The 25,685-nt window shown below is 74.6% G+C and carries 26 protein-coding genes and 1 tRNA gene; 12 read left to right on the forward strand and 15 right to left on the reverse strand.

The features are described 5' to 3' along the window. Positions 1 to 45: 45 nt before the first annotated feature. Positions 46 to 1,194 (reverse strand): helix-turn-helix domain-containing protein, encoded by a 1,149-nt coding sequence (locus tag ABD944_RS13840; RefSeq protein ID WP_345176032.1) that lies wholly within the window; start codon positions 1,192 to 1,194, stop codon positions 46 to 48. A gap of 126 nt (positions 1,195 to 1,320) precedes the next feature. Between ABD944_RS13840 and ABD944_RS13845 the strand changes: the two genes are divergently transcribed. Further along, positions 1,321 to 2,115 carry a class II aldolase/adducin family protein gene (locus ABD944_RS13845; protein ID WP_345176034.1) on the forward strand — a complete coding sequence of 265 codons (795 nt, stop codon included), beginning with the start codon at positions 1,321 to 1,323 and terminating at the stop codon, positions 2,113 to 2,115. Here the strand turns inward: ABD944_RS13845 and ABD944_RS13850 are convergent. Further along, the gene (locus ABD944_RS13850) at positions 2,084 to 2,635 is read right to left on the reverse strand and encodes a MarR family winged helix-turn-helix transcriptional regulator (protein ID WP_345176037.1); all 552 of its coding nucleotides are present in this window, start codon (positions 2,633 to 2,635) and stop codon (positions 2,084 to 2,086) included. The genes ABD944_RS13845 and ABD944_RS13850 overlap by 32 nt on opposite strands. A 55-nt stretch (positions 2,636 to 2,690) precedes the next feature. On the opposite strand from ABD944_RS13850, the gene ABD944_RS13855 reads away from it, so the two are divergent. Continuing rightward, positions 2,691 to 3,092, forward strand: a complete 402-nt coding sequence (locus tag ABD944_RS13855; RefSeq protein WP_345176041.1) for a VOC family protein — start codon at positions 2,691 to 2,693, stop codon at positions 3,090 to 3,092. Here ABD944_RS13855 and ABD944_RS13860 read toward each other — a convergent pair. Together ABD944_RS13860 and ABD944_RS13865 are read right to left on the reverse strand one after the other, a co-directional pair. Continuing rightward, on the reverse strand, positions 3,086 to 4,507 hold the full coding sequence (locus tag ABD944_RS13860; RefSeq protein ID WP_345176043.1) for an ATP-binding protein: 1,422 nt from the start codon (positions 4,505 to 4,507) through the stop codon (positions 3,086 to 3,088). The two genes, ABD944_RS13855 and ABD944_RS13860, sit on opposite strands and share 7 nt — an antisense overlap. Beyond that, positions 4,504 to 6,153, reverse strand: coding sequence for an NAD(P)/FAD-dependent oxidoreductase (locus ABD944_RS13865; protein WP_345176045.1), 1,650 nt, complete (start codon positions 6,151 to 6,153; stop codon positions 4,504 to 4,506). The genes ABD944_RS13860 and ABD944_RS13865 overlap by 4 nt, the downstream gene beginning before the upstream one ends. A gap of 128 nt (positions 6,154 to 6,281) precedes the next feature. Between ABD944_RS13865 and ABD944_RS13870 the strand changes: the two genes are divergently transcribed. Then, on the forward strand, positions 6,282 to 7,337 hold the full coding sequence (locus tag ABD944_RS13870; protein ID WP_345176048.1) for a Gfo/Idh/MocA family protein: 1,056 nt from the start codon (positions 6,282 to 6,284) through the stop codon (positions 7,335 to 7,337). A 25-nt stretch (positions 7,338 to 7,362) separates the two neighbouring features. Here ABD944_RS13870 and ABD944_RS13875 read toward each other — a convergent pair whose 3' ends face one another. The 7 genes from ABD944_RS13875 to ABD944_RS13905 form a co-directional block, all read right to left on the reverse strand. Beyond that, positions 7,363 to 8,385: a coiled-coil domain-containing protein gene (locus ABD944_RS13875; RefSeq protein ID WP_345176050.1), complete on the reverse strand. Its 1,023-nt coding sequence runs from the start codon at positions 8,383 to 8,385 to the stop codon at positions 7,363 to 7,365. 196 nt (positions 8,386 to 8,581) lie between these two features. Next, positions 8,582 to 9,022, reverse strand: coding sequence for an HNH endonuclease (locus ABD944_RS13880; protein ID WP_345176053.1), 441 nt, complete (start codon positions 9,020 to 9,022; stop codon positions 8,582 to 8,584). A gap of 25 nt (positions 9,023 to 9,047) precedes the next feature. Beyond that, positions 9,048 to 9,118: transfer RNA gene (locus ABD944_RS13885), tRNA-Asn, on the reverse strand. 92 nt (positions 9,119 to 9,210) lie between these two features. Continuing rightward, positions 9,211 to 10,212 carry a GNAT family N-acetyltransferase gene (locus ABD944_RS13890; protein ID WP_345176056.1) on the reverse strand — a complete coding sequence of 334 codons (1,002 nt, stop codon included), beginning with the start codon at positions 10,210 to 10,212 and terminating at the stop codon, positions 9,211 to 9,213. Positions 10,213 to 10,291: 79 nt separating this feature from the next. Then, on the reverse strand, positions 10,292 to 11,278 hold the full coding sequence (gene meaB, locus ABD944_RS13895; protein ID WP_345176058.1) for a methylmalonyl Co-A mutase-associated GTPase MeaB: 987 nt from the start codon (positions 11,276 to 11,278) through the stop codon (positions 10,292 to 10,294). A 37-nt stretch (positions 11,279 to 11,315) separates the two neighbouring features. After that, complete coding sequence (gene scpA, locus ABD944_RS13900) at positions 11,316 to 13,538, reverse strand: methylmalonyl-CoA mutase (RefSeq protein ID WP_345176060.1); 2,223 nt, start codon at positions 13,536 to 13,538, stop codon at positions 11,316 to 11,318. Then, entirely contained in the window at positions 13,535 to 15,358 is a 1,824-nt protein-coding gene (locus ABD944_RS13905) for a methylmalonyl-CoA mutase family protein (protein WP_345176063.1), read from the reverse strand. Before ABD944_RS13905 ends, scpA begins: the two co-directional genes overlap by 4 nt. Before the next feature lie 116 nt (positions 15,359 to 15,474). Here ABD944_RS13905 and ABD944_RS13910 point away from each other — a divergent pair, with 116 nt between their 5' ends. From ABD944_RS13910 to ABD944_RS13920, 3 genes are all read left to right on the forward strand, one after another. Then, positions 15,475 to 16,653, forward strand: coding sequence for an acyl-CoA dehydrogenase family protein (locus ABD944_RS13910; protein ID WP_345176066.1), 1,179 nt, complete (start codon positions 15,475 to 15,477; stop codon positions 16,651 to 16,653). Between the two features lie 137 nt (positions 16,654 to 16,790). Beyond that, positions 16,791 to 17,000, forward strand: a complete 210-nt coding sequence (locus ABD944_RS13915) for an HGxxPAAW family protein (RefSeq protein ID WP_345176068.1) — start codon at positions 16,791 to 16,793, stop codon at positions 16,998 to 17,000. Positions 17,001 to 17,002: 2 nt separating this feature from the next. Next, the gene (locus ABD944_RS13920; protein WP_021600299.1) at positions 17,003 to 17,185 is read left to right on the forward strand and encodes a hypothetical protein; all 183 of its coding nucleotides are present in this window, start codon (positions 17,003 to 17,005) and stop codon (positions 17,183 to 17,185) included. 43 nt (positions 17,186 to 17,228) lie between these two features. On the opposite strand, the gene ABD944_RS13925 is transcribed toward ABD944_RS13920, so the two are convergent. After that, complete coding sequence (locus ABD944_RS13925) at positions 17,229 to 17,357, reverse strand: hypothetical protein (protein WP_345176077.1); 129 nt, start codon at positions 17,355 to 17,357, stop codon at positions 17,229 to 17,231. 165 nt (positions 17,358 to 17,522) lie between these two features. On the opposite strand from ABD944_RS13925, the gene ABD944_RS13930 reads away from it, so the two are divergent. Beyond that, a complete protein-coding gene (locus ABD944_RS13930) occupies positions 17,523 to 18,611 on the forward strand; it encodes a carboxylate-amine ligase (protein ID WP_345176080.1) in 1,089 nt (362 codons plus the stop codon). A 211-nt stretch (positions 18,612 to 18,822) separates the two neighbouring features. Further along, positions 18,823 to 19,797 (forward strand): anti-sigma factor RsbA family regulatory protein, encoded by a 975-nt coding sequence (locus tag ABD944_RS13935; protein ID WP_345176081.1) that lies wholly within the window; start codon positions 18,823 to 18,825, stop codon positions 19,795 to 19,797. On the opposite strand, the gene ABD944_RS13940 is transcribed toward ABD944_RS13935, so the two are convergent. After that, positions 19,790 to 20,707, reverse strand: coding sequence for a phosphotransferase (locus ABD944_RS13940; protein ID WP_345176084.1), 918 nt, complete (start codon positions 20,705 to 20,707; stop codon positions 19,790 to 19,792). The two genes, ABD944_RS13935 and ABD944_RS13940, sit on opposite strands and share 8 nt — an antisense overlap. Then, a complete protein-coding gene (locus ABD944_RS13945; RefSeq protein WP_345176087.1) occupies positions 20,628 to 21,575 on the reverse strand; it encodes a DMT family transporter in 948 nt (315 codons plus the stop codon). The genes ABD944_RS13940 and ABD944_RS13945 overlap by 80 nt, the downstream gene beginning before the upstream one ends. A 75-nt stretch (positions 21,576 to 21,650) precedes the next feature. Between ABD944_RS13945 and ABD944_RS13950 the strand changes: the two genes are divergently transcribed. Further along, positions 21,651 to 22,571 (forward strand): LysR family transcriptional regulator, encoded by a 921-nt coding sequence (locus ABD944_RS13950; protein ID WP_345176088.1) that lies wholly within the window; start codon positions 21,651 to 21,653, stop codon positions 22,569 to 22,571. On the opposite strand, the gene ABD944_RS13955 is transcribed toward ABD944_RS13950, so the two are convergent. Then, complete coding sequence (locus ABD944_RS13955) at positions 22,566 to 23,096, reverse strand: DUF2269 family protein (RefSeq protein WP_345176091.1); 531 nt, start codon at positions 23,094 to 23,096, stop codon at positions 22,566 to 22,568. The two genes, ABD944_RS13950 and ABD944_RS13955, sit on opposite strands and share 6 nt — an antisense overlap. A 269-nt stretch (positions 23,097 to 23,365) precedes the next feature. On the opposite strand from ABD944_RS13955, the gene ABD944_RS13960 reads away from it, so the two are divergent. From ABD944_RS13960 to ABD944_RS13970, 3 genes are all read left to right on the forward strand, one after another. Then, the gene (locus tag ABD944_RS13960) at positions 23,366 to 23,809 is read left to right on the forward strand and encodes a hypothetical protein (protein WP_345176092.1); all 444 of its coding nucleotides are present in this window, start codon (positions 23,366 to 23,368) and stop codon (positions 23,807 to 23,809) included. A 64-nt stretch (positions 23,810 to 23,873) separates the two neighbouring features. Continuing rightward, the gene (locus ABD944_RS13965) at positions 23,874 to 24,503 is read left to right on the forward strand and encodes a GNAT family N-acetyltransferase (protein WP_345176093.1); all 630 of its coding nucleotides are present in this window, start codon (positions 23,874 to 23,876) and stop codon (positions 24,501 to 24,503) included. A 295-nt stretch (positions 24,504 to 24,798) separates the two neighbouring features. Beyond that, positions 24,799 to 25,581 carry an SAM-dependent methyltransferase gene (locus tag ABD944_RS13970; RefSeq protein WP_345176095.1) on the forward strand — a complete coding sequence of 261 codons (783 nt, stop codon included), beginning with the start codon at positions 24,799 to 24,801 and terminating at the stop codon, positions 25,579 to 25,581. Positions 25,582 to 25,685: the final 104 nt, after the last annotated feature.

Genomic DNA, 25,685 nt, shown 5'->3' on the forward strand with positions numbered 1-25,685 from the left:
CCCCGCGGAACGCCAACACCAATAGATACATGCCATCGCCGCGGTTCACGCACCGGACCGCGCAAGCCACCGGTGCAGGGCCCACCACCAGTTCGCGGTCCGGGAGACCGCCGCGCCCGCACCGGGGTCGAGCAGGGGCCGCCCGGCCAGCTCCTGGAAGCGGCGGATCCGGTACTTCACGGTGTTCCCGTGGACGTGCAGCGCCGCGGCCGTCGGCTCGATCCGGCCGCCGTGGTCGAGGTAGGCCAGCGCGGTCTCGGCCAGTTCCCGGTGGAACGGCTCGGCGGGGTCGAGGCCCGGCAGCAGCGCGCCGGCGAGCAGGCCGCCGAGTTCCGGCTCGGCCTCGGTGGCGGTGAGCAGCGCGAGGTCGGCCAGCTCCCGCATCCCGGTGAGCCCGGCGGCGGCGCCCGCGCGCAGCGCCCGCCGTCCGAGCGCGTACATCGGCGCGACCTCGCCGGGACGGGCGGGCGGGGCGGCCACCAGCAGCGGGCCGGAAGGCCCGGCGACCGGGTCCCGCGGTCCGGGCAGCCGGGCGACGAGGGCCGCGAGCCGCCCGTCGACGAGCCCGCACAGGCTCGGCCCGCCGGCGGTGAGCGCCGCCTCCAGCCGTCCCGCCACGGCGGGGTCGCTGACGTCGGAGACCACGCAGTGGTAGGCGGCGCGGGCGTCGAGCGGGGCGAGCACGGGGACGGACTCGCCGTGCAGCAGCTGCCGGAGCATCTGGAGGCGCCCCTCGCGGACGGTCCGCGCCATCTCCAGCTCGGCGACCCGGTGCGCGTGGACCATCCGCTGCACCAGCGCGGTGGTGATCTCGTCGATGCGGGTCACGCCGTCCAGCAGCGCCGCGTCCGGGACGCCCCTGCGGCGGCCGTCGGCGACGAGGGCCCGGACGAGGTGGGCGCGGCCCGCCTGGAAGCCGTCCAGGAACGCCGCGACGGGCACGCCCTGCCGGGCCCGGTCCGAGCCGAGCCGCTCCGCCGCCGCGAGCGCCTCCTCGCTCGGCTCGCCGTCCTCCAGCGCGGTGAGCACGCCGTGCACCAGGGCGCGGGTGTGCCGCCTGGTCTCCTCCTCCGGCAGCGCCGCCACCAGCTCCGACCGGCCGCGGGCGGCGCGGACCGTCGCCTCCAGCAGCACCGGATCGTCGGTGTGCTCGATCAGCAACCGCAGGAACCGGTCGCCTGCGCTGGGCTCCATCCCTCCATTGTGCGGCCCGGTTGTCCGTTCCGGACAACCGGGCGTGCGGGCGTTGGGCGCCGCCGGTCTAGCCGGGAGGGCCGGCCATGGTGTTCGGTGGTCGGGAGACGAGCCAAGGAGTGCGCGATGTCCGACGAGGAAGAGTTCCTGGAGAAGCTGCCGACCGACCTGATCTTCCGGCTGCCGCCCACCTTCGACGACGTCGCGGACGAGCGCCGGCACCGCAAGGAGAGGCTCGCCGCCGCGCTGCGCGTCTTCGGCAAGTTCGGCTTCGAGGAGGGCGTGGCCGGGCACATCACCGCCCGCGACCCGGAGCGCACCGACCATTTCTGGGTGAACCCGTTCGGCATGTCGTTCAAGCACATCCGGGTCAGCGACCTGATCCTGGTGAACCACGAGGGCAAGGTCGTCGAGGGGCGCTACCCGGTCAACGAGGCGGCGTTCGCGATCCACTCGCAGGTGCACCAGGCGCGCCCGGACGTGGTGGCGGCCGCGCACAGCCACTCCACCCACGGGCGGGCGATCTCCGCTCTCGGGCAGAAGCTGGAGCCCATCACGCAGGACGTGTGCGCGTTCTACCAGGACCACGGCCTGTTCGACGACTACACCGGCGTCGTCACCGACCTGGAGGAGGGCAAGCGCATCGCCGCCGCCCTCGGCGGCCACAAGGCCGTCATCCTGCGCAACCACGGCCTGCTCACCGTCGGCGACACCGTGGACGCCGCCGCGTGGTGGTTCATCACGATGGAGCGCTCCTGCCAGGTGCAGCTGCTGGCCAAGGCGGCGGGGCAGGTCGTCCCGATCGAGCACGACAACGCCGTCCTGACCCACGAGCAGATCGGCAACGACCTGGTCGGCTGGATCAACTACCAGCCCCTCTACGACCAGATCACCCGCGAGCAGCCCGACCTGTTCGAGTAGGCGGCCCCTCCCCCGGCCCCGGCCCCGGCGCGCTCGGCGGCGCCGGGGCCTTCGCGTCCGCCGGCCGCGCCCGCGGGTCGTGGTGGGCGAGCAGGACGCGGGCGATGCGCTCCAGGGCGGCCCGGTCGTCCGGGGTGAGCGGCGCCAGCAGCTCGTCGTCCAGCCCGGCCGCGCGGCGGGTGACCTCGTCCAGCTCGGCGCGGCCCTCGGCGGTCGGCTCGACCACGTAGCGGCGGCGGTCGGCCGGGTCGCGCTCGCGGCGGACGAGCCCGGCCTCCTCCAGCCGGCCCACGACCTCGACGAGGTCGCTCGGGTCGATGCGCAGCCGGACGGCCAGGTCGCGCTGCGAGGCGGGCGCGGCGTCGTCCAGCGCGGACAGGACGGCGAAGTGCCAGAGGCCGAGGCCGTGCTCGTCCAACATGCGGCCCATCCGCGCCCGTCCGGCCCGCCCGACCTGGGCGAGCACGAACGCGGTGATCCCGAGCAGGCGGGGCGGCAGGGGCCCGGCGGTCTCGTCCATCCGCCTATTGTAGGGTTTCCCCAATCATTGGTGAGCACCCACGATTGGGGACGGCATGGACGCGCTGTATCCGCGCCTTCTGGTGGACGACTTCCGAGCCTGCGCGGCCTTCTACGAGGCGGCGCTGCGCGCGCTGCTCGGGATCGAGCCGGTCAAGCTGATCCCGGAGGCCGAGTACGCGAACTGGGACCTGCGGGGCGAGGCCGCGCTGGTCGTGATGGGGCGCGCGCGGATGGCCGAGGCCGTCGGCACCGCGGACCTGCCCGCGCCGTCCGGGCAGGACGGCTCGATGCTGGTGCTGCGCGTGGACGACGTCGGCGCGGCGGCCGGGACGCTCCGCGGGCTCGGCGCCGTCCAGGTCGCCGGGCCGCGGGACCGCCCCGAGTGGGGGCCGGGGCTGCGCACCGCCCATCTGCGCGACCCCGGCGGGAACCTGCTGGAGCTCCAGTCCTACTGAGCGGGCTCCTCGGCGGGCTCGGTGAGCGGGAGCAGGACCTGGAACCGGGTGTCGCCGGGCAGCGACTCCACCCGGATGTCGCCGCCGTGCCGGCCCGCGACGATGCGCCAGGAGATGTCGAGGCCGAGCCCCGTGCCCTGCCCCACCGGCTTGGTGGTGAAGAACGGCGTGAAGATGCGGTCGAGGTCCTCCTCGGGGATGCCGATCCCCGTGTCGGCGATCTCCACCAGCGCGTAGTCGTCCTCGCGGGCGGTGCGGATCGTCAGCGTGCCGCTGCCCTGCATCGCCTGCAGCGCGTTGACGATCAGGTTGGTCCACACCTGGTTCAGCTCGGCCGCGTAGACCGGGACGGGCGGCAAGGTCTCGTCGTAGACGGTCTTGACCGTCACGCCGTCGCCGAACTTGCGCTTGAGCATGGTGAGCGTGCTGTCCAGCAGCTCGCGCAGGTCGGTGCGCCGGTAGGGCGCGCGGTCGAGCTGGGAGTACTGCCGGGCCGAGTCCAGCAGCGCGGTGATGCGGCCCATCGCCTCGGAGATCTCCGCCTGGAGCTGGGTCACCTCCATCACCTCGGCCAGCCAGCGGATCGCGGCGGGCAGGTGGCCGCCCGCCGCCCGCTCGACCTCCTCGGCCTGCTCGATGCCGATCCCGGCGGCCACCAGGCCCGGCGCGAGGTCCCAGGCGTCCTCGACGCCGTGCTCCTCCAGCCAGTCGCCGAGCTCGTCCTCGGCGTCGCTGACCTCCAGCGGGCTGCGTCGCCCGCCGGGCGCGGCCGGCAGCGCCGGGCGCAGCGACACCAGCGCGCTCAGATGGGTGCAGTCGACGCCCTGCGCGGCGAGGTCGGCGAGGCTCTTCTGCGCGCCGATCAGCCGGTCGCCGAGCTCGGCGCTGGCCCGCGCCGCGGCGGCGGCCGGGTTGTTCAGCTCGTGGGTGAGGCCCGCGGTGATGGTGCCGAGCGCGGTGAGGCGCTCGCGCTGGTCGACGACCCGCCGCGCGTTGGTCATCCCGAAGAAGACGCCCTCCAGCAGGTGCGTGGCCATCGGGAACCACTTGCGGACCATCTTGGCGAACTTGTACGCCGGCAGCACGAAGACCCGTGTGGGGCGCGTCGCGCGCAGCGAGTGCTGGTACCTCTGCTCGATCTTGTCGCCCAGGTACGCCTGCACCGCCCCGCCGTAGGTGCCGGGCCGGTCGGTCCGGCTGACCTGCGCCACGTGGCCCCGGACGTTCTGGGTCATCACCATCTCGCCGTCGAGCAGCACGTAGAGGAACTCCGCGGCGTCGCCCTGGGCGCAGATGATCCCGTCCCGCGGGTAGTCCGCGACCGTCCCGCAGGCCGACAGCCAGCCGAGCTTCTCGTCGTCGAGGTCCTCGAAGAGGAACAGCTCCCGCAGCTGCTCCGGTGACGCGGTGTTCATGCCTGCTCCAGGTAACGGTGGACCAACGCGACGGCCATCGCGCCGTCGCCGACCGCGGACGCCACCCGCTTCATCGACTCCGCGCGGACGTCGCCCGCCGCGAACACCCCGGGGACGCTGGTCTCCAGGTGGTAGGGCTGGCGGGCGAGCGGCCACCCGGCGGGGCGGCGGCCCCCGCCGACGAGGTCGGGCCCGGTCAGGACGTATCCGCGCGCGTCGCGCTCGACGAAGCCGTCCAGCCACTGCGTGCCCGGCTCCGCGCCGATGAACACGAACAGCCAGTGCGCGTCGATGGTCTTCTTCCCGCCCGGCCACGCGAACGTGAGGCGTTCCAGCCGGTCGGCGCCCTCCGCCGCGCACACCGTCTTGCCGGTGTGCACCTCGATGTTGGGCGTCGCCGCGATCTGCTCGACCAGGTAGTGCGACATCGACTTCTCCAGGCCCTCGGCCCGGACGATGATGTGCACCTTCCTGGCGTACTTGGCCAGGTGCACGGCCGCCTGGCCCGCGGAGTTGGCGCCGCCGACGACGGCGACCTCCTCGTCCGCGCAGGACGGCGCCTCGGTGAGCGCGGCGCCGTAGTACACGCCGCGCCCGACGAAGTCGTCCACGCCCTGCGCGTTGAGGCGCCGGTAGGAGACGCCGGTGGCGAGGATGACGGCGTGCGCGGCGATCTCCGTCCCGTCCGACAGCCGCGCCACCCGGGCCGTGCCCCGCGCCTCCAGGGAGGTGACCTCGCCGGCCTGCAGCAGCTCGGCGCCGAACCGGTCGGCCTGGCGGCGGGCCCGGTCGGCGAGCTGCGCGCCGCTCACCCCGTCGGGGAAGCCGAGGTAGTTCTCGATGCGGGAGCTCTGCCCGGCCTGGCCGCCGAGGGCGCGGCGCTCCACGACCACCGTCCTCAGGCCCTCGGACGCCCCGTACACGGCCGCGCCGAGGCCGGACGGGCCGCCGCCGACGACGATCAGGTCGTAGAAGCCGGTGGACGGGGTGCTCGGCAGGCCGACCGCGGCGGCCAGCTCGGCGTCGGACGGGGCCGACAGCGTCTTTCCGTCCGCGGTGACGATCAGCGGCAGCTCCGGGCACGCCGCCGCCGTGACCAGCTGGGCGCCCTCGGGGTCGCCGTCCATCAGCCAGGTGTAGGGCACCTGGTGGCGGGCCAGGAAGTCGCGGACCTCGTAGCAGCGGGACGACCAGCGGTGCCCCACCACCCGCAGCTCGCCCGGCGGGCGCCGGTCGACGCGCGCCCAGGCGTCGAGCTGCTCGTCGATCACCGGGTAGAACTTCTCCTCCGGCGGGTTCCACGGCTTCAGCATGTAGTGGTCGAGGTCGACGTCGTTGATAGCGCGGATCGCCGCGTCGGTGTCGGCGTAGGCGGTGAGCAGGATCCGGCGCGCGAACGGGAACAGGTCCATGGCGCGTTCCAGGAACTCCACGCCGTCCATCCCGGGCATCCGGTAGTCGGCGAGCAGCACGGCCGTGTCGTCGCCGCGCAGCCGCAGTTCGCCCAGCGCCTCCAGCGCCTGCCCGCCCGACTCGGCGCGCACGATCCGGTACCCCTCGGCGTACCGGCGGCGCAGGTCCCGCGCCACGGCCCGGGACACGCCCGGGTCGTCGTCGACCGTCAGCAGCACTGGTTTGGACAACATGTCCCCCTCGTTCCGACACAACCCCGTACGAAAGCCTACGTGGATCCGGCGCCTGGCGCGCGGGCCCCGCACCGCCGATCGGGGCCCCGCCGCCCCGCCGCCGCCGCGGCATCGGTCATGATCGGCACATGGACCTGCGCGTTGCTCTGATCGGATACGGCACCGGCGGCTCGGTGTTCCACGCCCCGCTGATCTCGTCCGTCCCGGGGATGCGGCTGGCCGCGGTCGTCACCGGCGCCCCGGAGCGGCAGCGGGCCGTGCGCGAGCGGTACCCGGAGGCCGAGGTCCTCGACAGCGTGGACCGGCTGTGGGGGGCCTCGGGCGCCTGCGACCTGGTGGTGGTCACCGCCCCCAACCGGCAGCACGTGCCGCTGGCCCGGACGGCGCTGACCTCGGGCCTGCCCGTCGTCGTGGACAAGCCCGTCGCGGCCACCTCGGCCGACGCCCGCTCCCTCGCCGCGCTGAGCGCCGTCCGGGGCCTGCCGGTCTTCCCCTTCCACAACCGCCGCTGGGACGGCGACTTCCAGACGGTGCGGCGGCTGGCCTCCTCCGGCGCCCTCGGCGACGTCCGGCGCCTGGAGTCCCGCTTCGAGCGCTGGCGGCCGCAGGTCAGGGAGAGCTGGAAGGAGAGCGCCGACCCCCGCGACGCGGGCGGCATCCTGTTCGACCTCGGCTCCCACCTCGTCGACCAGGCCATCGCGCTGCTCGGCCCCCCGGACCGGGTCTACGCCGAGATCGACACCCGCCGCCCCGGAGCCACGGCCGCCGACGACGTGTTCGTGGCCCTGACCCACCCGGGCGGCGCCCGGTCGCACCTCTGGATGAGCGCCACCGCGGCCAGCCCCGGGCCGCGCTTCCGGGTCCTCGGCAGCGACGCGGCGTACGCGGTCTCGGGCATGGACGTCCAGGAGGAGCAGCTCCGCGCGGGCCTCACCCCCAAGGACCCCGGCTACGGCATCGCTCCGCCCGGGTCCAGCGGCATGCTCGGCGTCCCCGGGCACGAGGCGCCGGAGCCCACGGCCGCCGGGGCCTACCACGACTTCTACGCCGGCGTCCTGCGCACCCTGCGGGACGGCGCGCCGCCCCCGGTCACGCTCGCCGAGGCGATCACCGGGCTGGAGGTCATCGAGGCCGCCGCCCGCTCCGCCCGCGAGTCCGCCGTCGTCGAACCCGGCGACCGGTGAGAAGCCGGGGAGGGGCGCGGACCCGTCAGAGCACGGAGACGTGGACGTGGTCGAAGTGGTTCTGGGTGACGCTGCCGCGGTCCTCCATCTGGCTCCAGCCGCCGCTGCCGCGCATGTCGTAGATGCGCTGCTTCCAGATGACGTACTTGATGCCGAGGCGGGACGCGTTGTCGATCACGTACTGGGCGACCCGGTCGCCGTGCGCCTGGGCGGACGCGCTCGGCATCCTGCCGCCGGTGCTCTCCATGAAGTCGCATGCCCGGCCCGAGCCGTGGTCCTGCGGGTCGCCAGGCCGCGCGCAGCCGATGGTGGGGAAGGCGCCGAACTTCCCGTCGATCTCCAGCAGCACGGTGCGCATCCGCGCGGTCATGGAGTTGCCGACGATCGGGGACTTCGCGCCGCTCGCCCCGTCCGGGCGGCCGCCGCCGGCGGGGGCGGTGGTGCGGGTCGTCTCCGGCTTGTACTTGGCGAGGAGCTTCTTGACGCGGGCGCGCTGGCCCTCCAGGTCGTCGATCTCCTTCTTGACCGCGTCCAGCTTCTTCCTGGCCGTCGCCTGCGACTGGACCGCCTTGGCGCTCAGCGTCTCCAGGTTCTGGATGCGGCGGCCGTTGTTGCGCGTGATGTGCTCGATCACGGCGGCGTCGCGGACGGCGGCGCCCGGCTCGGCCGAGGAGATCATCGGGATCACGTCGAGGCGGCCGGTCATGTAGGTGGTGGACGCCAGGCGGGCGATGTCGACGCGGGCGGCGTCGTACTCGCGGCCGGCCCGGGTCGCGTCCGCGCCCGCGCGCTCGGCGGCCTTCTTCGCCTCTTCGAGGGAGACCAGCTCGCCCCGGTACTCCTTGGAGAGCTTCTCCGAGCGCGCCTTGAGCTTGGCGTACTCCTTCTTCAGGTCCTTCGGCTGCTGCGGGAGAGCCGCCGCGCTGCCCGAAACCGGCGGCAGCGCCGCCGAGACGCCCGCCGCGAGCGCCAGCGCCGCCAGGCGCTTCGCCGTTCCTCGCCCGCGCGGGGGGCGGGGAGTCCTGCCGGGGGGATCGAGGGCCGCCACAGATCTCTCCTAGATAACAAAGCTCAAGATTGGCGGCACATTACCACAATCGCCCTATTTACCTCACAAGCTTCACAAAACACACACCGTCACGCGCGGACTACCGGACGGCGCCGCGCCGGGAGGCCGAGGGCCGGACCACCCGGTGCGGTCCGGCCCCTCCCCCGGGCACGCCGGGCGGACCCAGCGCCCCCCGTCACGGCCCGACGAGCTCCTCCCAGCGCGGCACCCGCGGCGACGACAGCAGCCGCAGCCCGGCCTCGGCGAGCGTCCGGTCGCCCTTGCGGTTGTTGCACCTGCCGCACGCCAGGACGGTGTTCTCCCAGGTGTCCGCGCCGCCGCGGGACTGCGGGTGGACGTGGTCGATCGTGTTGCCGCGCTTCCCGCAGTAGCAGCAGCGGCCCCCGTCGCGCAGATACACGCCGCGCTTGGTCCAGGGCGGGCGCCTGCCGTGCCTCCAGCGCATCGCGACGTAGCGGACGAGCCGCAGGACCCGCGGAACCGGGAAGCGGCCGAAGGTGCGGCCCTCCTCCGCCTCCTCGACCACGGCCACCTCGCGCACCAGCATGCGGATGGCGTGCCGCAGATCGACCCTCTGCATGGGTTCGTACGACGCGTTCAGGACGAGCACGTTCACCGCGTCACCTCCCTGGCCCGTGCCGCTCCCCCGCCAGGATTCGAACCTGGATATCCGCATTAACAGTGCGGCGTTCTGCCGTTGAACTACGAGGAAATGCTTCGGCAATTCTCCGCCTTCCGGGCATTTCCCGGAAGACCTCCCTGAGAATGCCCAGCGGCGGGCCGCGGGGGCAACGTGTTTTCCGGTCAGCGACCGGAGGCGGGGAGGTCGGACACGGCCGCCTGGTACTCCAGGGACTCGCGCTCCAGCCGGAAGCCGAGCTCCTCGTTCACGGCGAGCATGTGAGCGTTGTCGCCGGAATTGTCCGTTTCGATCTCCCGCACGCCGGGGCACTCCTCCCCCAGCCAGCGCAGCATCGCCGCCTTCACCCAGATGCCGAGCCGCCTGCCGCGGTGCTCGGGCAGCACCGCCGTGTCGTACTGCGCCGCGCGCCCGGCGCACCCGGCCGGCACCACGACCTCGGTGAACCCGGCGATGACGCCTCCCGACAGCGCCGCGACCGTGTAGAGGTCGTCGCCGCGCTTGGCGACGATCTCGGCCATCTCGCGGACGCGGTGCGCGTCCCAGGGCGTCCCCTCGTACTCGGCGAAGTCGGCCATGGCGTGCTTGGCGCGGGCGAGGGCGTCGGCGTGCTCGTCCGGCACCACGCCCCGCCAGCGCGCGAGCCGGTACCCGGCGGGCGCCGCGGCCAGCAGCCGCGCCACGCGCTCGGCGGGCACGTCGTCCAGCCGCAGCAGCATGCCGCGCAGGGTCAGCACGCACTCGAAGCCGTGCGACTCCAGGAACGGGACGGCCGGGGTGCCCGCGAGGACCTGCGCGATCACGCTGGAGCGGCCGTCGGCGCGCAGACCCTCCGCGGCCGCGGCGAGGAGCCGGGCGCCGAGGCCGCGGCGCCGGTACCCGGGGCGGACCTGGATGTCGACCTCGCCGGGACGGTCGGCGCCCGGCTCGCCGGGCAGCCGGAGCGCCGCCACCGCGGCCAGGGGCGCCTCCGCCCCGGGTCCGCCGGCGACCGCCGCCCACAGCCGCTGCCGCGCGGCGGTCTCCGCGCCGAGCAGCAGCCGCGCCGTGCGCTCCGGGTCGGGCGCGGGTTCGCCGTCCGGTTCGGCGGCGTGAACGGCGGCCAGCACCGAGTGCCACCCCCGGATCTGCGCGTCCGTCGGATCATCGAGCGCGATGACGTCCATCCGACTTTTGTACCTGATCCCCGCGCGCCGTGACCGGGACCTGGGACAACCCAAGGTTTCGGACATACGGGAACCCCGTTCAGCGGTCCCGCGAGAACGCCTCCAGGATGCGCTCGGCGGCCAGCGCGGGCGTCAGCGTCCCCTCCGCGACGTCCCGCTCCAGGCCGGGTGCGGCCTCCCGGACGCCGGGGTGCCCGCGCAGGTCGGACAGCAGCCGGTCGCGGACCAGGGCCCACGTCCAGCCCACCTGCTGGCGGCGCCGCCGGGTCTCCAGCTCGCCGGACTCGCGGAGCCGGTCCTGGTGCCGGACGATGGCGTCCCACACCTCGTCCAGCCCGGTCCCCTCCTTGGCGCTGCACGTCAGGACCGGGGTGGCGCGGACGCGCTCGTCGCTGCGCAGCAGCCGCAGCGCGCCCGCCAGTTCGCGGGCGGCGCGCTCGGCCTCTGTCCTGTGCTCGCCGTCGGCCTTGTTCACCGCGATGACGTCGGCCAGCTCCAGGACGCCCTTCTTGATCCCCTGGAGCTGGTCGCCGGTGCGGGCGAGGGTGAGGAACAGGAAGGAGTCGACCATCTCGGCGACGGCCGTCTCGGACTGCCCGACGCCGACCGTCTCGACCAGGACGACGTCGTACCCGGCGGCCTCCATGACCACCATCGCCTCGCGGGTGGCCTTCGCGACGCCCCCGAGCGTCCCGGCGGTGGGCGAGGGGCGGATGAACGCGGACGGGTCGGTGGCGAGGCGGTGCATGCGGGTCTTGTCGCCGAGGATGCTGCCGCCCGTCCGGGTGGAGGACGGGTCCACGGCGAGGACCGCGACCTTCCCGCCCTCCCCCGTCAGCCGGGTGCCGAGCGCGTCGATGAACGTGGACTTGCCGACCCCGGGCACGCCGGTGATCCCGACGCGGCGGGCGCCCCCGGCGTGCGGGGTCAGCTCGACCAGCAGTTTCTGCGCCAGCTCCCGGTGGTCCGGGCGGGCCGACTCCACGAGCGTGATCGCCCGCGCGATCCACGCCCGCGACCCGTCCAGCACCCCGGCCGCGTAGTCGTCGAGGCCCGGCGCGCTCACGGCGCGCCCCCTTCTCCCGTCACTTCCGCGCCGCCCCTCAGGCGCGCTCGGGCGCGGCGTGCCCGAGCGCGGCGGTGAGCTGCTCCAGCAGGCCGATCGCCGCGTCCGCCAGGACGGTGCCGGGCCCGAAGATCGCCGAGGCGCCGGCCGCGCGCAGCTCCTCGAAGTCGCCGGGCGGGATGACGCCGCCGACGACGATCATGATGTCGTCGCGGCCCAGCGCGGCGAGCTCCTCGCGCAGCGCGGGGACCAGCGTCAGGTGGCCCGCGGCGAGCGAGTTGACCCCGACGATGTGCACGTCGGCCTCGACGGCCTGCAGCGCCACCTCGGCGGGGGTCTGGAACAGCGGGCCCACGTCGACGTCGAAGCCGAGGTCGGCGAACCCGGTCGCGATCACCTTCTGCCCGCGGTCGTGGCCGTCCTGCCCCATCTTGGCCACGAGGATGCGGGGGCGGCGGCCCTCGGCCTCCTCGAACGCGGCCGTCGCGGCCCGTGCCCGCTCGATGCCCGTCACCTGGCCCGCCTCCTCCCGGTACACACCGGAGATCGTACGGATCTGCGCCGCGTGCCGCCCGTAGGCCCGCTCCAGGGCGTCGGAGATCTCGCCGACGGTCGCCTTGGCCCGGGCGGCGTCGATGGCGAGCGCGAGCAGGTTGTGCTCCAGGCCCCGCGGGCGGGTGCCCTCCTCGGCGGCCTCGGCGGCGCGGGTGAGGGCCTCCAGCGCGGCCCGCGCCGCGGTCTCGTCGCGCTCCTCGCGCAGCCGGCGCAGCTTGTCGATCTGCTGCGCGCGCACGGAGGCGTTGTCGACCTTCAGGACCTCGATCTCCTGCTCGACGTCGGGCCGGTACTTGTTGACGCCGATGACGGGCTGCCGGCCCGAGTCGATGCGGGCCTGGGTGCGGGCGGCGGCCTCCTCGATGCGCAGCTTGGGCAGCCCCTCGTCGATCGCCTTGGCCATTCCGCCGGCCTGCTCGACCTCGGTGATGTGTCCCCAGGCGCGGCGGGCGAGGTCGTAGGTGAGGCGCTCCACGTAGGCGCTGCCGCCCCAGGGGTCGATGGTCCGGGTGGTCCCGGACTCCTGCTGCAGGACGAGCTGGGTGTTGCGGGCGATCCGGGCCGAGAAGTCGGTCGGCAGCGCGAGGGCCTCGTCCAGCGCGTTGGTGTGCAGGGACTGGGTGTGGCCCTGGGTGGCGGCCATGGCCTCGATGCAGGTGCGGGCGACGTTGTTGAACACGTCCTGCGCGGTCAGCGACCACCCGGACGTCTGCGAGTGCGTCCGGAGCGACAGCGACTTGGGGTTGCGCGGCTCGAACGTCTTCACCAGCCGCGACCACAGCAGCCGCGCGGCGCGCAGCTTGGCGACCTCCATGAAGAAGTTCATCCCGATCGCCCAGAAGAACGACAGGCGCGGCGCGAACGCGTCGATGTCGAGGCCCGCCTCGCGCCCGGCGCGGATGTACTCGACGCCGTCGGCGAGCGTGTAGGCGAGCTCCAGGTCGGCGGTCGCCCCGGCCTCCTGGATGTGGTAGCCGGAGATCGAGATGGAGTTGTACTTCGGCATCCGCCGCGAGGTGTACTCGAAGATGTCGGAGATGATCCGCATGGACGGCTGCGGCGGGTAGATGTAGGTGTTGCGGACCATGAACTCCTTGAGGATGTCGTTCTGGATGGTCCCCGCGAGCGCCTCCGGCTCCACCCCCTGCTCCTGTGCGGCGGCGATGTAGAGCGCGAGGACGGGCAGGACGGCGCCGTTCATGGTCATCGACACGCTCATCCGGTCCAGCGGGATGCCGTCGAAGAGCTGCCGCATGTCGTAGATGGAGTCGATCGCCACCCCGGCCATGCCGACGTCGCCGGCCACGCGCGGGTGGTCGGAGTCGTAGCCGCGGTGCGTGGCCAGGTCGAAGGCCACCGACAGGCCCTTCTGCCCGGCCGCGAGGTTGCGGCGGTAGAAGGCGTTGGACTCCTCGGCGGTGGAGAAGCCGGCGTACTGCCGGATCGTCCACGGCTGGGTCGCGTACATCGCCGGGTAGGGGCCGCGCAGGAACGGCGCGATGCCCGGGTAGGTGCCGAGGAAGTCGAGCCCGGCCAGGTCGTCGCCGGTGTAGAGGGGCTTGACGCCGATGCCCTCCGGCGTGTCCCAGGTCTGGGCCTCGGGGTCGGCTCCGGTGGCGTCGGCGACCGCGGCGCGCCACCGCTTGGCGGCCTCGTCGGCGGGGGGCGCCGTCCCGAGGTCGACCTCGGTGAAGTCGGGGATCATTCGTTCACTCCCAGATCGTGGAGGGTGGTCTCCAGCACCTCGACCGCGTCGCATCCCGCGTGCACGCGGGCGTCGACCCCCTCGTAGGTTCCCTTACCCGCCAGCCAGACCTTCACAGCACCCGCGTCGCGCAGGATCCGGGCCGCCTCCACGGCCCTCTCCTCGTAGAGGGCGTCGCTGGAGCAGATGCAGGCGACCGCGGCGCCGGACGCCCCGAACTCCTCGGGGGCGCCGGTGACCGTCTCGATCCCGCCCGCCTGGAAGAGGTTGGCGGCGAACGACGCGCGCGCCGTGTGGACGGCGATCGGCCCGAGCGTCGCGAGGAAGACCTTCGGACGGGCGCCGGTCGCCTCCGCGTGGGCGTCGGAGCGGTCGCGAAGGGCCTCGAAGTCCTGCGCGTACGCGACGACCGGGAGGCCGCCGCCGGGCGCCCGGGGCGCGGGGTCGCGCCGGGGCGGCGTCTCGGCGAGGTCGGGGAACTCGCTGACGCCGGTGATCGGCGCCTTGCGGCGGGCGATGTCCTCGCGGCGCCGCTCCCAGGTGGCGGCGAGGCGGCGGGCGACGAGGCCCGAGTCGAGGGCGGCGGCCAGGCCCCCGGCCTTCTCGATCTCGGTGAACCAGGCCCAGGCCGCCTGGGCGAGGCCCTCGGTGAGGCTCTCGGCGTACCAGGAGCCGCCCGCCGGGTCGACGACGCGGGCGAGGCTCGACTCCTCCAGCAGCAGCGTCTGGGTGTTGCGGGCGATGCGGCGGGCGAAGCCGTCGGGCAGGCCGAGGCGGGCGTCGAACGGCTGGACGGTGACCGCGTCCGCGCCGCCGACCCCGGCGGCGAACGTCGCGATGGTGGTGCGCAGCATGTTCACCCACGGGTCGCGGCGCGTCATCATCGCCGAGGAGGTGACCGCGTGGACGCGCGCGGCGGTGCCCTCGGCGGCGCCGCTGACCTCCGCCACCCGCGCCCACAGGCGGCGCGCGGCGCGGAGCTTGGCGATCGAGGAGAACTGGTCGGCGCTGACGGCGAGGCGGAACTCGATCTGCCCGAACGCCTCGTCCACGCTCAGCCCGGCGCCGGTCAGGGCGCGCAGGTACGCGACGCCGGCGGCGACGGCGGCGCCCAGTTCCTCGGCGTCGCCGCCGCCCGCGTCGTGGTACGGGGTCCCGTCGGCGACGACCGCGCGCAGCCGGGGGAACTCGCGGGCGCAGCGGACGGCGAGCGCGGCGGCCTCGTCCAGCGACCCAGGCGCGCCGGTGCGCGCCGCGAGGCCGAGCGGGTCGGCGCCGAGGTTGCCGGACGCCTCGGCCGCGTTCCCGCGCTCGGCGACCAGGGCCAGGAACGCCCGCGCGGCCTCGCCCGCCGACGCTCCCGCGTCCAGCACCACCGGGGCCAGGTCGAGCAGAACGCCGCGCAGCGCCTCGGGCAGCGCGGCCACCGGCAGGCCGTCCTCGCCGAGCCGCAGCCAGACGGAGGTGGCGCCGTTCTCCAGGTCGGCGAGGATCGCCTCGCGGGTGACGGCCGGGTCGGGGTGGGCGTGCCGCTGCCGGACGTCCCACCCGGCGATGCCCTCGCCGTCGGGGCGCACCTCGCGCACGTAGGGGGCCAGCCCGGGACGTCCCGGCGGCGCGTCGTCGCGCGTGTAGAGCGCGGCGATCGGCACCCCGTCGTAGGAGTCGCGGGTCAGCAGGCCCTCGATCTCGTCGAGGGGGGTGTCCTCGCTCGCCGCGCCGGACCTGCGCAGCACCCCCTTCACCATCTCCCGCCACCGGTCGCGGTCGGCCGCGGGGAAGGCGGCGGCCAGTTCGAGTTCTTCAGGCGGCACCGTCATGTCCTGGATGGTAGGTGAGCGGCCGAATCCGGCTCGGGACCGGGTCCCGCTGACCAGTACGCGGCGCGCGCCGCGGGCCCGGGTTAGCGGTGCGCCGTCCGGGAAGAGGGGTGGTCATGACCCTGGAGACACTCCCCGGCGACCTGTACCACATGCAGGAACTCCTCGACGGACGGGAGAAGGAGATCCTCGGGATGGTGCGCGGCTTCCTGGAGGCGAAGGTCGCGCCGATCGCGAACGACTGCTGGGCGCGGGCGGAGTTCCCCTTCGACCTGATCCCGCAGTACGGGGAGCTCGGCATCGCGGGCCTGGCCTACGACGAGTGCCCGGGCGACAAGCCGAGCAGCCTGCTCACCGGGTTCCTCGCGATGGACATGGCCCGGGTGGACCCGTCCATGGCGACGTTCTTCGGGGTGCACGCCGGGCTCGCGATGGGCAGCATCGGGCGGTGCGGCTCCCCGGAGCAGCGCGAGCGGTGGCTGCCCGCGATGGGGCGGATGGAGAGGATCGGCGCGTTCGCGCTCACCGAGCCGGACGGCGGCTCGGACGTCGCGCTGGGCCTGCGGACCACCGCGCGGCGCGACGGCGACCACTGGGTCCTGAACGGCGCGAAGCGCTGGATCGGCAACGCCACCTTCGCCGACCACACCGTCGTGTGGGCCAGGGACGAGGCCGACGACCAGGTGAAGGGGTTCGTCGTCGCGAAGGGCACGCCCGGGTTCACCGCGACCCGGATCGAGAACAAGATCGCTCTGCGGACCGTGCAGAACGCCGACATCCTCCTGGAGGACTGCCGGGTCCCCGAGTCCGACCGGCTGGCCGGGGCGAACGGCTTCCGGGACACCGCCGCGATCCTGCGCCAGACCCGCAGCGGCGTCGCCTGGCAGGCCGTCGGGGTGATGCTCGCCGCGTACGAGATCGCCCGCGACTACGCGGTGGGACGCGAGCAGTTCGGGCGGCCGATCGCCAAGTTCCAGCTCGTCCAGGACCTTCTGGTCGGGATGCTCGGCAACGCCACCGCCTCGCTCGGCATGGTGGTGCGGCTCGCCCAGCTCCAGGACGAGGGCCTCTACCGCGACGAGCACTCCGCGCTCGCCAAGGCGTACTGCACCAGCCGCATGCGCGAGGCGGTCGGCTGGGCGCGCGAGCTGATGGCGGGCAACGGGATCGTGCTGGACTACGGCATCGGCCGGTTCGTCGCCGACGCCGAGGCGCTCTACTCCTACGAGGGCACCCGGGAGATCAACACTCTGATCGTCGGCCGCGCGGCGACCGGTCTGGGGGCGTTCGTCTGATCCGTCCGTCCCGGCGGCGGCCCCTCCCCGGCCACGGCTGATCTTCAGGTACCCCCGAAGGCCCCGTGGCTAGGGGCGTTGCTAGAGTTCGGCGTCGTAAGCCCCAGCCCCCGAACCGTGCAAGGGAAGACGAACGCATGTCGACTGGCAGCCACGCCGGGCGTCCCAAGTCCTGGGTCGCCGTGGCCATCATCTTCACCGGTTTCGCCGTCGGCGGCGTCGGCGTCACCCTGGGCCCCGACTGGGTCGTGTTCGGGGTGGGCGCCGCGCTCGTCGCGATCGGCGGCGTCATCGCCCTGGCCGTCGACATCATGACCGACGTCGTCGTCGACGAGCCCCGGGCGTAGCAGTGTTCGGCCGGCCTCCGATCGAGGAGCGGATCGCCGCGCGGCAGCGCGAGCGCGGGCCGCTCAAGCCGGGGACCGTCTTCCCGCACGGCCCCGCCAAGATGCTGTTCTTCTTCGGCATCGGCGTGGTCGTCGTCACGCACCTCATCGCGCTGTCGATGTACTTCGTGGACCCCGGCCCCTGAGGGGCGGACAGGGTCCGCGCGCGGCACGCGCCGACGGCCCGTCTCAGCGGCCCCGATCCGAGCCGTTGGGCGGGCCGTTGCGCTTGTCGCCTAGGTAGAACAGTCCCGCCAGGACGAACACGGCGACGGCCACCAGGATGACGAGCATGCCGATCGGAGTCGAGCCAGGCACCGGATCTCACCTCTTCCCTTCCGCTGCGTCTCCCCGGACGGTGCCCGCTGAGCGGCGGGTCAAAAGAGGGTCAAGAAGATCCCTTACTACCCATTCGGGCCGTCCGGCAGGTGCGCGAGGCGCGGCGGCGACGTAGCTTCGAAGGCCCGAGCCAGAGGTGGTGGGATGGCCCTGCGATTCGGAATCGAGGAAGAGTACTTCGTCGTCGATCCCGTCTCCCGGAAGCTCGTCCCCCGTGCCGCCGCGGTGGTGCGCCGGGCGGGCGCGGCGCTGGGCGAGCGCGCCTCCACCGAACTCGTCGCCTACCTCGCCGAGGCCAAGACCTCGCCGTGCGACGACCTGGACAAGCTCGGCGAGCAGATCCGCTCGATGCGGGCGGTGATGGCCGCCGCCGCGGCGGCCGAGGGCGTCCGCCTCGCCGCGACCGGGACGCCCGTGCTGGGGGAGCTCGTGCCCGCCCCGATCACGCGCGGCGCCCGCTACGCCGAGAGCCTCGCCTTCTACCGCGGCCTGGACGACGAGCAGAGCATCTGCTCGTGCCACGTCCACGTGGAGATGCCGGACCGCGAGCGCGCCGTCCAGGTCAGCAACCATCTGCGCCCCTGGCTGCCGACGCTGCTGGCCCTCGCGGCGAACTCGCCGTACTGGGCCGGACGCGACACCGGCCACGCCTGCTGGCGGGCGCTGGCCTGGGCGCGGTGGCCGGTGGCGGGGCCGCCGCCCTACTTCGCGTCCGCGGGCCACTACGACGACCTCGTCGGGGCGCTGCTCGAATGCGGGGCCCTGATGGACTCCGGGACGATCTTCTGGGACGTCCGGCCGTCGGCCCGGCTGCCCACGATCGAGGTCCGGCTCGCGGACGTCGCCCCGACGGCCGGGGAGGCGGCGGTGTTCGCCGCGCTGGTCCGGGCGCTGGTGCAGGTGTCGTCCGACCTGGTGGACGCCGGCGAGCGGGCGCCCGACCCGCCCCCGGAGACGCTGCGCGCCGCCTACTGGCTGGCGGCGCGGCACGGTCCGGCCGGGCGGGGGCTGGACGTGCGCACGGGCCGGCCCGCGACGTTCGGCGAGCAGGCCGGGGACCTGCTCGCGCACGTGCGGCCCGCGCTGCGCGGCGCCGGCGACCTCGACGCCGTCGCCCGCGGGGTGCGGCGCCTGGTGGCCGGCGGGACGGGCGCGGAGTTGCAGCGCGGCGCCCACCGCAGGCGCGGGCGGCTGACCGACGTCGTCGACGCGGTCATGCTGCCCGGTCCATGACCCCCCGGTCATGAGGCGGCCGCGGGCCTCGGTCGTCATTGGTCCGGATATTGTCTGTTTTCGGAGGGCGCCTCGCGGGTACCGCTGGATCGGAACATCAGATCGGCTGACCTCGGGGGATGTCCGCATGGCCCTGCTCGTACGGCTTCCCTCCTGCGCGTATTCTCGATCGAATGCACGAGACAGCGGCACCGGACGGAGCGACCGAACGATGAGCCTCAGCCCCGGCGGAACGGGCGTGGCACGCGAGGACGCGTTCATCCACCCCGCGCTCTTCTACCGCGGCGACGAGGAGTACCTCGCCGGCACCGTGCCGTTCATCCGCGCCGGGCTCGATGCGGGAGAGCCGGTGGCAGTGGCGGTGCCCGCCGTCCGCATGGCGCAGCTGGGCGACGCCCTGGGCGCGGCCGCCGACCGGGTGAGCTGGATCGACATGGCGAAGGCGGGCCGCAATCCCGGCCGCATCATCCCGGGAGTGCTGCGGCACTTCGCCGACCGGCACGCCGGTGGCCGGGTGCGGATCATCGGCGAGCCGATCTGGCCCGGCCGCTCGGCGACCGAGTACCCCGCCTGCGCGCAGCACGAGGCCCTGATCAACCTTGCTTTCGCGGGGCGCGAGGCCACCATCCTGTGCCCCTACGACGAGGCCCGGCTGGACCCGGTGGCGCTCACCGACGCCCGCGCCACCCATCCGGTCGTGATCGACCGGTCCGGGACGCACCCGAGCGCCGACTACGCGCCGCACCGCGTCATCGGCGACTACAACCTGCCGCTGCCCGAGCCGGCCGAGGCCGCCGAGGCGGTCGCGATGAGCTTCGACATCGACGCGCTCCCCCTCGTCCGCGAGTTCGCCTGCCGCTGGGGGGCGAAGTTCGGCCTCGGCGCCGGCGCGGTCGGCGACCTGGAGCTCGCCGTGAACGAGCTGGCCGCCAACTCCTGCCTGCACGGCGGGGGCACGGGCACGGCGCGCCTCTGGGTCGAGGACGAGCACGTGGTCTGCGAGGTCAGCGACGCCGGGACGATCAGCGACCCGCTCGCGGGCCGCCGCCCGGCGGACATGAGCCCGAACGGCGGCCGCGGCATCCTCATGGTCAATCACCTCGCCGACCTGGTCCGCGTCCACACCGGACCGGAGGGCACCACGATCCGCGTCTACATGCGCACCGTGAGCCCCGGCCTCAGCTGAGCGCCCGGCCGATCCCCGCGAGCGTCTCGGCGAGCAGCGCGTCCCGCCCGGTGGACGCCGCGTACTCGGCCAGCGTCGCCGTGAGGTTCAGCGCCAAGGCGCGCGCGGCGGTTTCCTGCTCCGGCGGCACCGTCCCGTACTCCGCGAGGAGCGCCTCCCGCGCGGCGCCGCCGAACCCCGCGTAGGCCAGCGACAGGTCCACGGCGGGCGCGCCGAGGCAGACGTCCCCCCAGTCGATCACTCCCGCCGCACGGCCTGCGGGGGTGAGCAGGAGGTGCCGGACGTGCAGGTCCCCGTGGACGACCACCGGGTCGCCGCCCGGCGCGTCCCAGCCCTCGGCCGCGGCCAGGAACTCCTCGACGGCCGGATCCGGCCTCCACCTCCCTCGGGCGGCGATCGCGTCGAGGCGGCCGCGGGTCCGCGCCGCGCGCCCGGCGGGGTCGGCGCGTCCCATCGGGTCGACCGGCAGCCCCTCCCCCGCCTCTCGGACCAGGGCCGGGTCGTGCAGGGCCCGCAGGAAGGCGCCGGTCTCGGCGGCGAGGGCGACCCGGTCCTCGTCCGGCGGCCTCACCTCGGCGAGTTCGCGCCCGGGGATGCGCCGCGCGCCCCAGAACGGCCAGGGGAAGTCGTCCGACGGCTCCCCGAGGAAGCGCGGCACGGGCACCGGCAGCGGCAGCCGGGGCGCGAGGACGGGCAGCACGGCGGTCTCGCGCTCGACCCCCGCCAGGGCCATCCGCCGGCGCGGGAAGCGGAACACCCAGTCGCCGCCGACGAGCAGGACGGTGTTGTCCCAGCCCGTGGCGAGGCGCTCCACCGGGGCGCCGCGGAGCTCAGGGAACCTCCGCCCGATCAGCGTGCTCGCCAGTTCGGGCGTCACCTCGTGCTCGGGAGCCCACTCCGGAGTCGTCACGCGGAGGAACGCTACCCCTGCCGGCCAGCCAGAGCGCGGCGACGACGAGGCCGCAGCCGGCGAGCTGCGCGGGACCGGGCCGCTCGCCGAGGACCATCGCGCCGAGGGCGACCGCCAGCACCGGCTGGAGCAGCAGGAGGGCCCCGGCGACGTCGGCGCCCAGCCGGGGCAGCGCCGCGCCGATCAGCACCCACCCGCACACCTGCCCCGTCATCGACAGCGCGGCGAGCCAGCCGAGGGCGGGCCATCCCGGCGCGAGGTCGATCCCCTGCCAGGGGCCTCCGATAGCGGCGGAGGCCGCCCCCGCGCCCAGCGTCGACAGCAGGACCGGCTGCGCCCGGTGCTCCTGGCCGCGACCGGCGAGACGGGTGAGGAAGAGGTAGCCGCCGTAGGCGAGCCCGGCGCCCGCGCCGAACAGCGACCCGAGCACCGGGTCCGTCCCGTCCGTGCCGTGCCCCGCGATGCCGGCGGCCAGCGCGACGCCGCCCATCAGCGCCGGCACGGCCGCCGCGAAGGCCCGCGAGGGCCGCTCTCCGAACACCGCGAACGCCAGCAGCGGGACCACGACGACCTGGACGTTCACCAGCACGGTCGCGATGCCCGCGCCGACGCCGTCGATCGACGCGCCCCACAGCACGAAGTCGGCGCCGAGCACCAGCCCCGCGAGGACGTCGAGCCCGGCGCGGCGCCGCGGCCCCGCCCCGCGCCTCTCCCAGCGCGCCAGGAGCGCCAGCACCGGCAGCGCGAGCGCGCACCGGAAGAACGCCGCCGTCCCGGGCGAGACGCCGGACAGCCGGAACAGGATCGCCGACGCCGAGATGAACGCGGCGCCGGAGATCAGAAGCAGCCGCGGATCGATCCGTCGCATGCGCACCACGCTGCCGTCCAGCGACTGATTAGCACAAGCGAATATTGCTTAGCGAAAAACAGTAGTATCGCTACCGTGACGCTGAATGTGGAACGCCTGCGCGCCCTGCACGCCGTGGCCGTGCACGGTTCGATCGCGGCCGCCGCCGCGGCCATGCACGTAACGCCCTCGGGGGTGTCCCAGCAGCTCTCCAAGCTGGAGCGCGAGACGGGCCACACCCTGCTCGAACCGCGGGGCCGGGGCGTCCGGCTCACCCGGGCCGGGCACGTCCTGGCCGGGCACGCCGAGCGGGTGATGGCCCAGCTGGCCGCCGCCGCGGCCGAGCTCGACGGGCTCCGCGAGGCCGCCGTCGGGCCGCTGCGGCTCGGGGCGTTCGTGACCGCGGCGCGCTCGGTGCTGCCCGCCGCGCTCACCGCCCTGCGCGAGCGGCATCCCGACCTCGTCCCGACCCTGCTGGAGGCGAACACCGACGAGATCCTGCCCGCGCTCACCCGCGGCGACGTCGACGTCGCCGTCGTCGAGAGCTGGGACACCCTGGTCACGCCGTTCCCCGCGTCGGTGGCCCACGTCCTGCTGTCCTCCGACGTCATCGACCTCGCGCTGCCGGCCGGGCACCCGCTGGCCCGGCGCCGCGCGGTCGCCCTGAGCGAGCTGCGCGGGATGCGCTGGGCCTCGTGGACGGCGGGCGGCAGCTGCGACCAGCAGCTCGTGCAGACGCTCCGCGAGCACAATGTGGAGCCCGACATCGCCTGCAACGTCGCCGACTACCCCACCCAGCTGGCCTTCGTGGCGGCCGACCTCGCCGCCGCGCTCATCCCCCGGCTCGGCCGCGACCCGATCCCGCGCGGGGTCCGCGTCGTCGCGACCAGGCCCGCCGTGCACCGCAAGATCTACGCGGCGTGGCGGGCCGGGGCGGACCGGCCGGCGGTCCGGGCGTGCGTGGAGGCGCTGCAGGCCGTCGCCGAGCGCCTGCCGGACGGCCGGCCCGGCTCATGACCGGGCGCGCCGCCGCCCGACGCGGCCGCGGGGCTTGAACACCGAGAGGGCGGTGGCGGAGAGCAGCATCGCCAGCTGGCAGGAGACCACCGCCACCTGCTCCCACTGCCGCCCGGCGGCGGGGGCCGCCCCGCCGGCGGTCGCGTCCGCCATCGCCTCGGGCGTGAACAGCAGCATCCCGGCGAGGATCACCAGGACCAGCAGCACCAGCTTGGCGAGCACCCAGTAGTGCCGTGCCAGCCCCCACGGGCTGCCGGTGGCGAGCGCGACGCCGCTGGCCAGGGCGGTGAGGCTGAGCGGAATGCCTCCGCCGAACACCAGCACGCTCATCAGGCGGTAGGCGGAGTTCGCGAGCACGGGGTCCGCGGTCAGCGCGGCGGTGAGGTTGAGCAGCACGAGGCCCCACACCTCCCCCAGCAGCGCGACGGAGGCGACGACGTGCACGACGGTGACGGTCTTGCGGACCGACGGTCCCGGCCGCCACCACTGCCCGGCGGCCTCCGGCCGCGACTGGAAGGTCGACATCCGAGCGCTCCCGGTTCTCTCGACGACGCTCCGATCGTGCGACGGCGGCACCGGAGGCGTCGTCGGCCGTGCGGAGGCTTCCGCCCTGCCACGCCCGGGGCAGTCGCCCGCGGGGGCCTGCTCCACGCGCGGTATCCCCCTCGGCGCCCCATCCCTCTCGGAGCCCCATCCCGCGCCGGAAGGCCGAGACTTGACCCGGCGATCAGTTGCGGAGGCGAATCGGCGGGAATGATGCCCTTCGCCCGACTTCCGATCGCTTTGGGGACACGATGCGTCTTCTTGCTCGCGCTCACCAGATGCCCGTCCGGCTGGCCGTCGGCGCGTTCGTCCTGAACTCGGGCCTGTCGAAGCTCCAGGGACTGGACGCGGCGGCCGACGAGATCCACGGGACGGCGAAGACCGCCTACCCGTTCCTGGAGTCGCAGGACCCGCGGGACTTCACCCGCGCGCTCGGCAGGGCGGAGGTCGCCCTCGGCGCAGCGCTGCTCGTGCCGCTGGTGCCCTCGCTCGTCGCGGGCGCGGCGCTCACCGCGTTCTCGGCCGGGTTGACCGGCCTGTACCTGCGGCTGCCCGGCATGCGCCAGGAGGGCGGGCTGCGCCCCTCTCCGCAGGGGATCCCGCTCGCCAAGGACACCTGGCTGGTCGGGGTCGGCGCCTCGCTCGTCCTGGAGGAGCTGGTGAGGCCGCGCTCCGAGCGCCGCCGCCGCCGATGACCCTCCTTGACGCGGGGACGCGCCCGCGGTGAGGATCGGCGCGTCCCCCCGAGGAGGCCGCGCCATGACGTCCGAGCCCCGCCCGTCCCCTCTCGTCCGCGTGGCGGACGGCACCGACGCCGCACCGATCGCGGCCGTCCTCGGGCGCGCCTTCGACGACGACCCGGTCTGGCGCTGGCTCCTGCCCGACGACGCCTCCCGCGTGCGGCGGATGACCGCGCTGTTCGGCATCCTGCTGCGGCAGGTGCACCTCCCCCACGGGGCGACCGAGACCACCGGGCGCGGGGACGGGGCCGAGGCCGCCGCCCTGTGGGACCCACCCGGCCTGTGGAGCGTGCCTCTGCGTCTGCAGGCGGCCTACGCCGTGCCGCTGCTGCGCATCCTGGGCGCCAGGACGCCCGCCACCCTCCGCGCGCTCAGCGCGATCGAGAAGCACCACCCGCGCGAGCCGCACTGGTATCTGGCGGTGCTCGGCACCGACCCCCCGGCGCAGGGCAACGGCCTGGGCGCGGCCCTGCTGCGATCACGGCTCGACCGCTGCGACGCCGAGGGCCTGCCCGCCTACCTGGAGTCCTCGAAAGAGCGGAACGTGCCCTACTACGAGCGGTTCGGCTTCCAGGTGACGCGCGAGCTGCCGCTGCCGGGCAAGGGGTGCCCGCCGGTCTGGCTCATGTGGCGCGTCCCCGGGGGGTGACTCCGCAGGGTCCTCCACCGCGAATCGACATCTTCGGTTAAGTGCCTGTCATGGCCGGAAAAGGCCAGTCGCGCGACCGCGCCCGCGCCCGGACGCGCCCGCGCGCCGATCGTTCGCCGCAGCACCGGACGATGATGCGCCAAACCCCGCTGACCCGATGCGGCCACGTGCCCGGCGGGTTTCGGACGGTCCATCGGATGCGGCCGCCTCCGGACCCGCCGCGGCCGCCTACCGTCGTAAGCGAGCCATTGCACCGATCCCCTCTGGTGAAGGCGACAGGTGAAGCACCATGCCCATGGCCGGCACGAGGGCGCCGGAGAACACCCCTCTCGCCCTGCACAGGCCGGGTCCGGCGCGCGTCCAGGACTACCTCCTCGGCGGCAAGGACAACTACGCGTCCGACCGCGACCTCGCCCAGCGGATCCTGCGGGTCCTGCCGCAGGCCGCGGCGGCCGCCCGCGCCGCCCGCCGCTTCCTCGCCGGCTCCGTCGCGCAGCTCGCCGGACGCGGCGTGCGGCAGTTCGTCGACCTCGGCTGCGGCCTGCCGAGGACGGACAACCTGCACCAGATGGCCGCGGGCCGCGCCGGCGGCGCCCGCGTCGTCTACGTCGACCACGACCCGCTCGTCATCGCCCACGCCCGCGCGCTGCTCATCGACGGCGGCAACGTCGCGGCGCTGCGGGCCGACATCCGCGACCCGGCCGCCGTCATGGGCAGCCCCGAGGTGCGGCGGCTCATCGACCCGGCCGAACCGGTCGCGCTGGTGTTCTCCAGCGTCCTGCACTTCGTGGACGGCGCCGCCGACCTCGTCGCCGACCTCGCGGCGTCCACGGCCCCCGGCAGCGCGCTGGTCGTCTCGCACGCCACCGCCGACTTCGCCCCCGGCGCCGTCACGGAGGCCGCGCGGCTCTACGGCGAGGCGACGTCGGTCCCGGTGCGTCCGCGCGGCGGCGCGGAGATCGCGCGGCTGCTCGGGCCGTTCCGCCCGCTGCCCCCCGGGCTGACGCCGCTCACCCCCGAGGGACCCACCGGCCCCCGCGACGAACCGGTCCTCTACGGCGCCGTCGGCGTCCGCTGACAGCGATGTGGTGTTGATCACATTTTTCGGATAAGCCCGGCGCGGACGGCGCGCTCCGGCTGGCCGCGACCGCCCTGCTCTCGCCGCGCCTCCGGCGTCCGCGC

The sequence above is a fragment of the Actinomadura verrucosospora genome, from assembly GCF_039540335.1.
GTDB lineage: Bacteria > Actinomycetota > Actinomycetes > Streptosporangiales > Streptosporangiaceae > Spirillospora > Spirillospora verrucosospora.

What these genes read in the sequence shown, in the direction of transcription:
- ABD944_RS13960 (WP_345176092.1), top strand. Translation starts at nt 23,366, where the DNA reads ATGCGTCTTCTTGCTCGCGCTCACCAGATGCCCGTCCGGCTGGCCGTC.
- ABD944_RS13955 (WP_345176091.1), bottom strand. Translation starts at nt 23,096, where the DNA reads ATGTCGACCTTCCAGTCGCGGCCGGAGGCCGCCGGGCAGTGGTGGCGG.
- ABD944_RS13965 (WP_345176093.1), top strand. Translation starts at nt 23,874, where the DNA reads ATGACGTCCGAGCCCCGCCCGTCCCCTCTCGTCCGCGTGGCGGACGGC.
- ABD944_RS13840 (WP_345176032.1), bottom strand. Translation starts at nt 1,194, where the DNA reads ATGGAGCCCAGCGCAGGCGACCGGTTCCTGCGGTTGCTGATCGAGCAC.
- ABD944_RS13855 (WP_345176041.1), top strand. Translation starts at nt 2,691, where the DNA reads ATGGACGCGCTGTATCCGCGCCTTCTGGTGGACGACTTCCGAGCCTGC.
- ABD944_RS13870 (WP_345176048.1), top strand. Translation starts at nt 6,282, where the DNA reads ATGGACCTGCGCGTTGCTCTGATCGGATACGGCACCGGCGGCTCGGTG.
- ABD944_RS13845 (WP_345176034.1), top strand. Translation starts at nt 1,321, where the DNA reads ATGTCCGACGAGGAAGAGTTCCTGGAGAAGCTGCCGACCGACCTGATC.
- ABD944_RS13850 (WP_345176037.1), bottom strand. Translation starts at nt 2,635, where the DNA reads ATGGACGAGACCGCCGGGCCCCTGCCGCCCCGCCTGCTCGGGATCACC.
- ABD944_RS13910 (WP_345176066.1), top strand. Translation starts at nt 15,475, where the DNA reads ATGACCCTGGAGACACTCCCCGGCGACCTGTACCACATGCAGGAACTC.
- ABD944_RS13935 (WP_345176081.1), top strand. Translation starts at nt 18,823, where the DNA reads ATGAGCCTCAGCCCCGGCGGAACGGGCGTGGCACGCGAGGACGCGTTC.
- ABD944_RS13970 (WP_345176095.1), top strand. Translation starts at nt 24,799, where the DNA reads ATGGCCGGCACGAGGGCGCCGGAGAACACCCCTCTCGCCCTGCACAGG.
- ABD944_RS13860 (WP_345176043.1), bottom strand. Translation starts at nt 4,507, where the DNA reads ATGAACACCGCGTCACCGGAGCAGCTGCGGGAGCTGTTCCTCTTCGAG.
- ABD944_RS13915 (WP_345176068.1), top strand. Translation starts at nt 16,791, where the DNA reads ATGTCGACTGGCAGCCACGCCGGGCGTCCCAAGTCCTGGGTCGCCGTG.
- ABD944_RS13945 (WP_345176087.1), bottom strand. Translation starts at nt 21,575, where the DNA reads ATGCGACGGATCGATCCGCGGCTGCTTCTGATCTCCGGCGCCGCGTTC.
- ABD944_RS13905 (WP_345176063.1), bottom strand. Translation starts at nt 15,358, where the DNA reads ATGACGGTGCCGCCTGAAGAACTCGAACTGGCCGCCGCCTTCCCCGCG.
- scpA (WP_345176060.1), bottom strand. Translation starts at nt 13,538, where the DNA reads ATGATCCCCGACTTCACCGAGGTCGACCTCGGGACGGCGCCCCCCGCC.
- ABD944_RS13890 (WP_345176056.1), bottom strand. Translation starts at nt 10,212, where the DNA reads ATGGACGTCATCGCGCTCGATGATCCGACGGACGCGCAGATCCGGGGG.
- ABD944_RS13930 (WP_345176080.1), top strand. Translation starts at nt 17,523, where the DNA reads ATGGCCCTGCGATTCGGAATCGAGGAAGAGTACTTCGTCGTCGATCCC.
- ABD944_RS13865 (WP_345176045.1), bottom strand. Translation starts at nt 6,153, where the DNA reads ATGTTGTCCAAACCAGTGCTGCTGACGGTCGACGACGACCCGGGCGTG.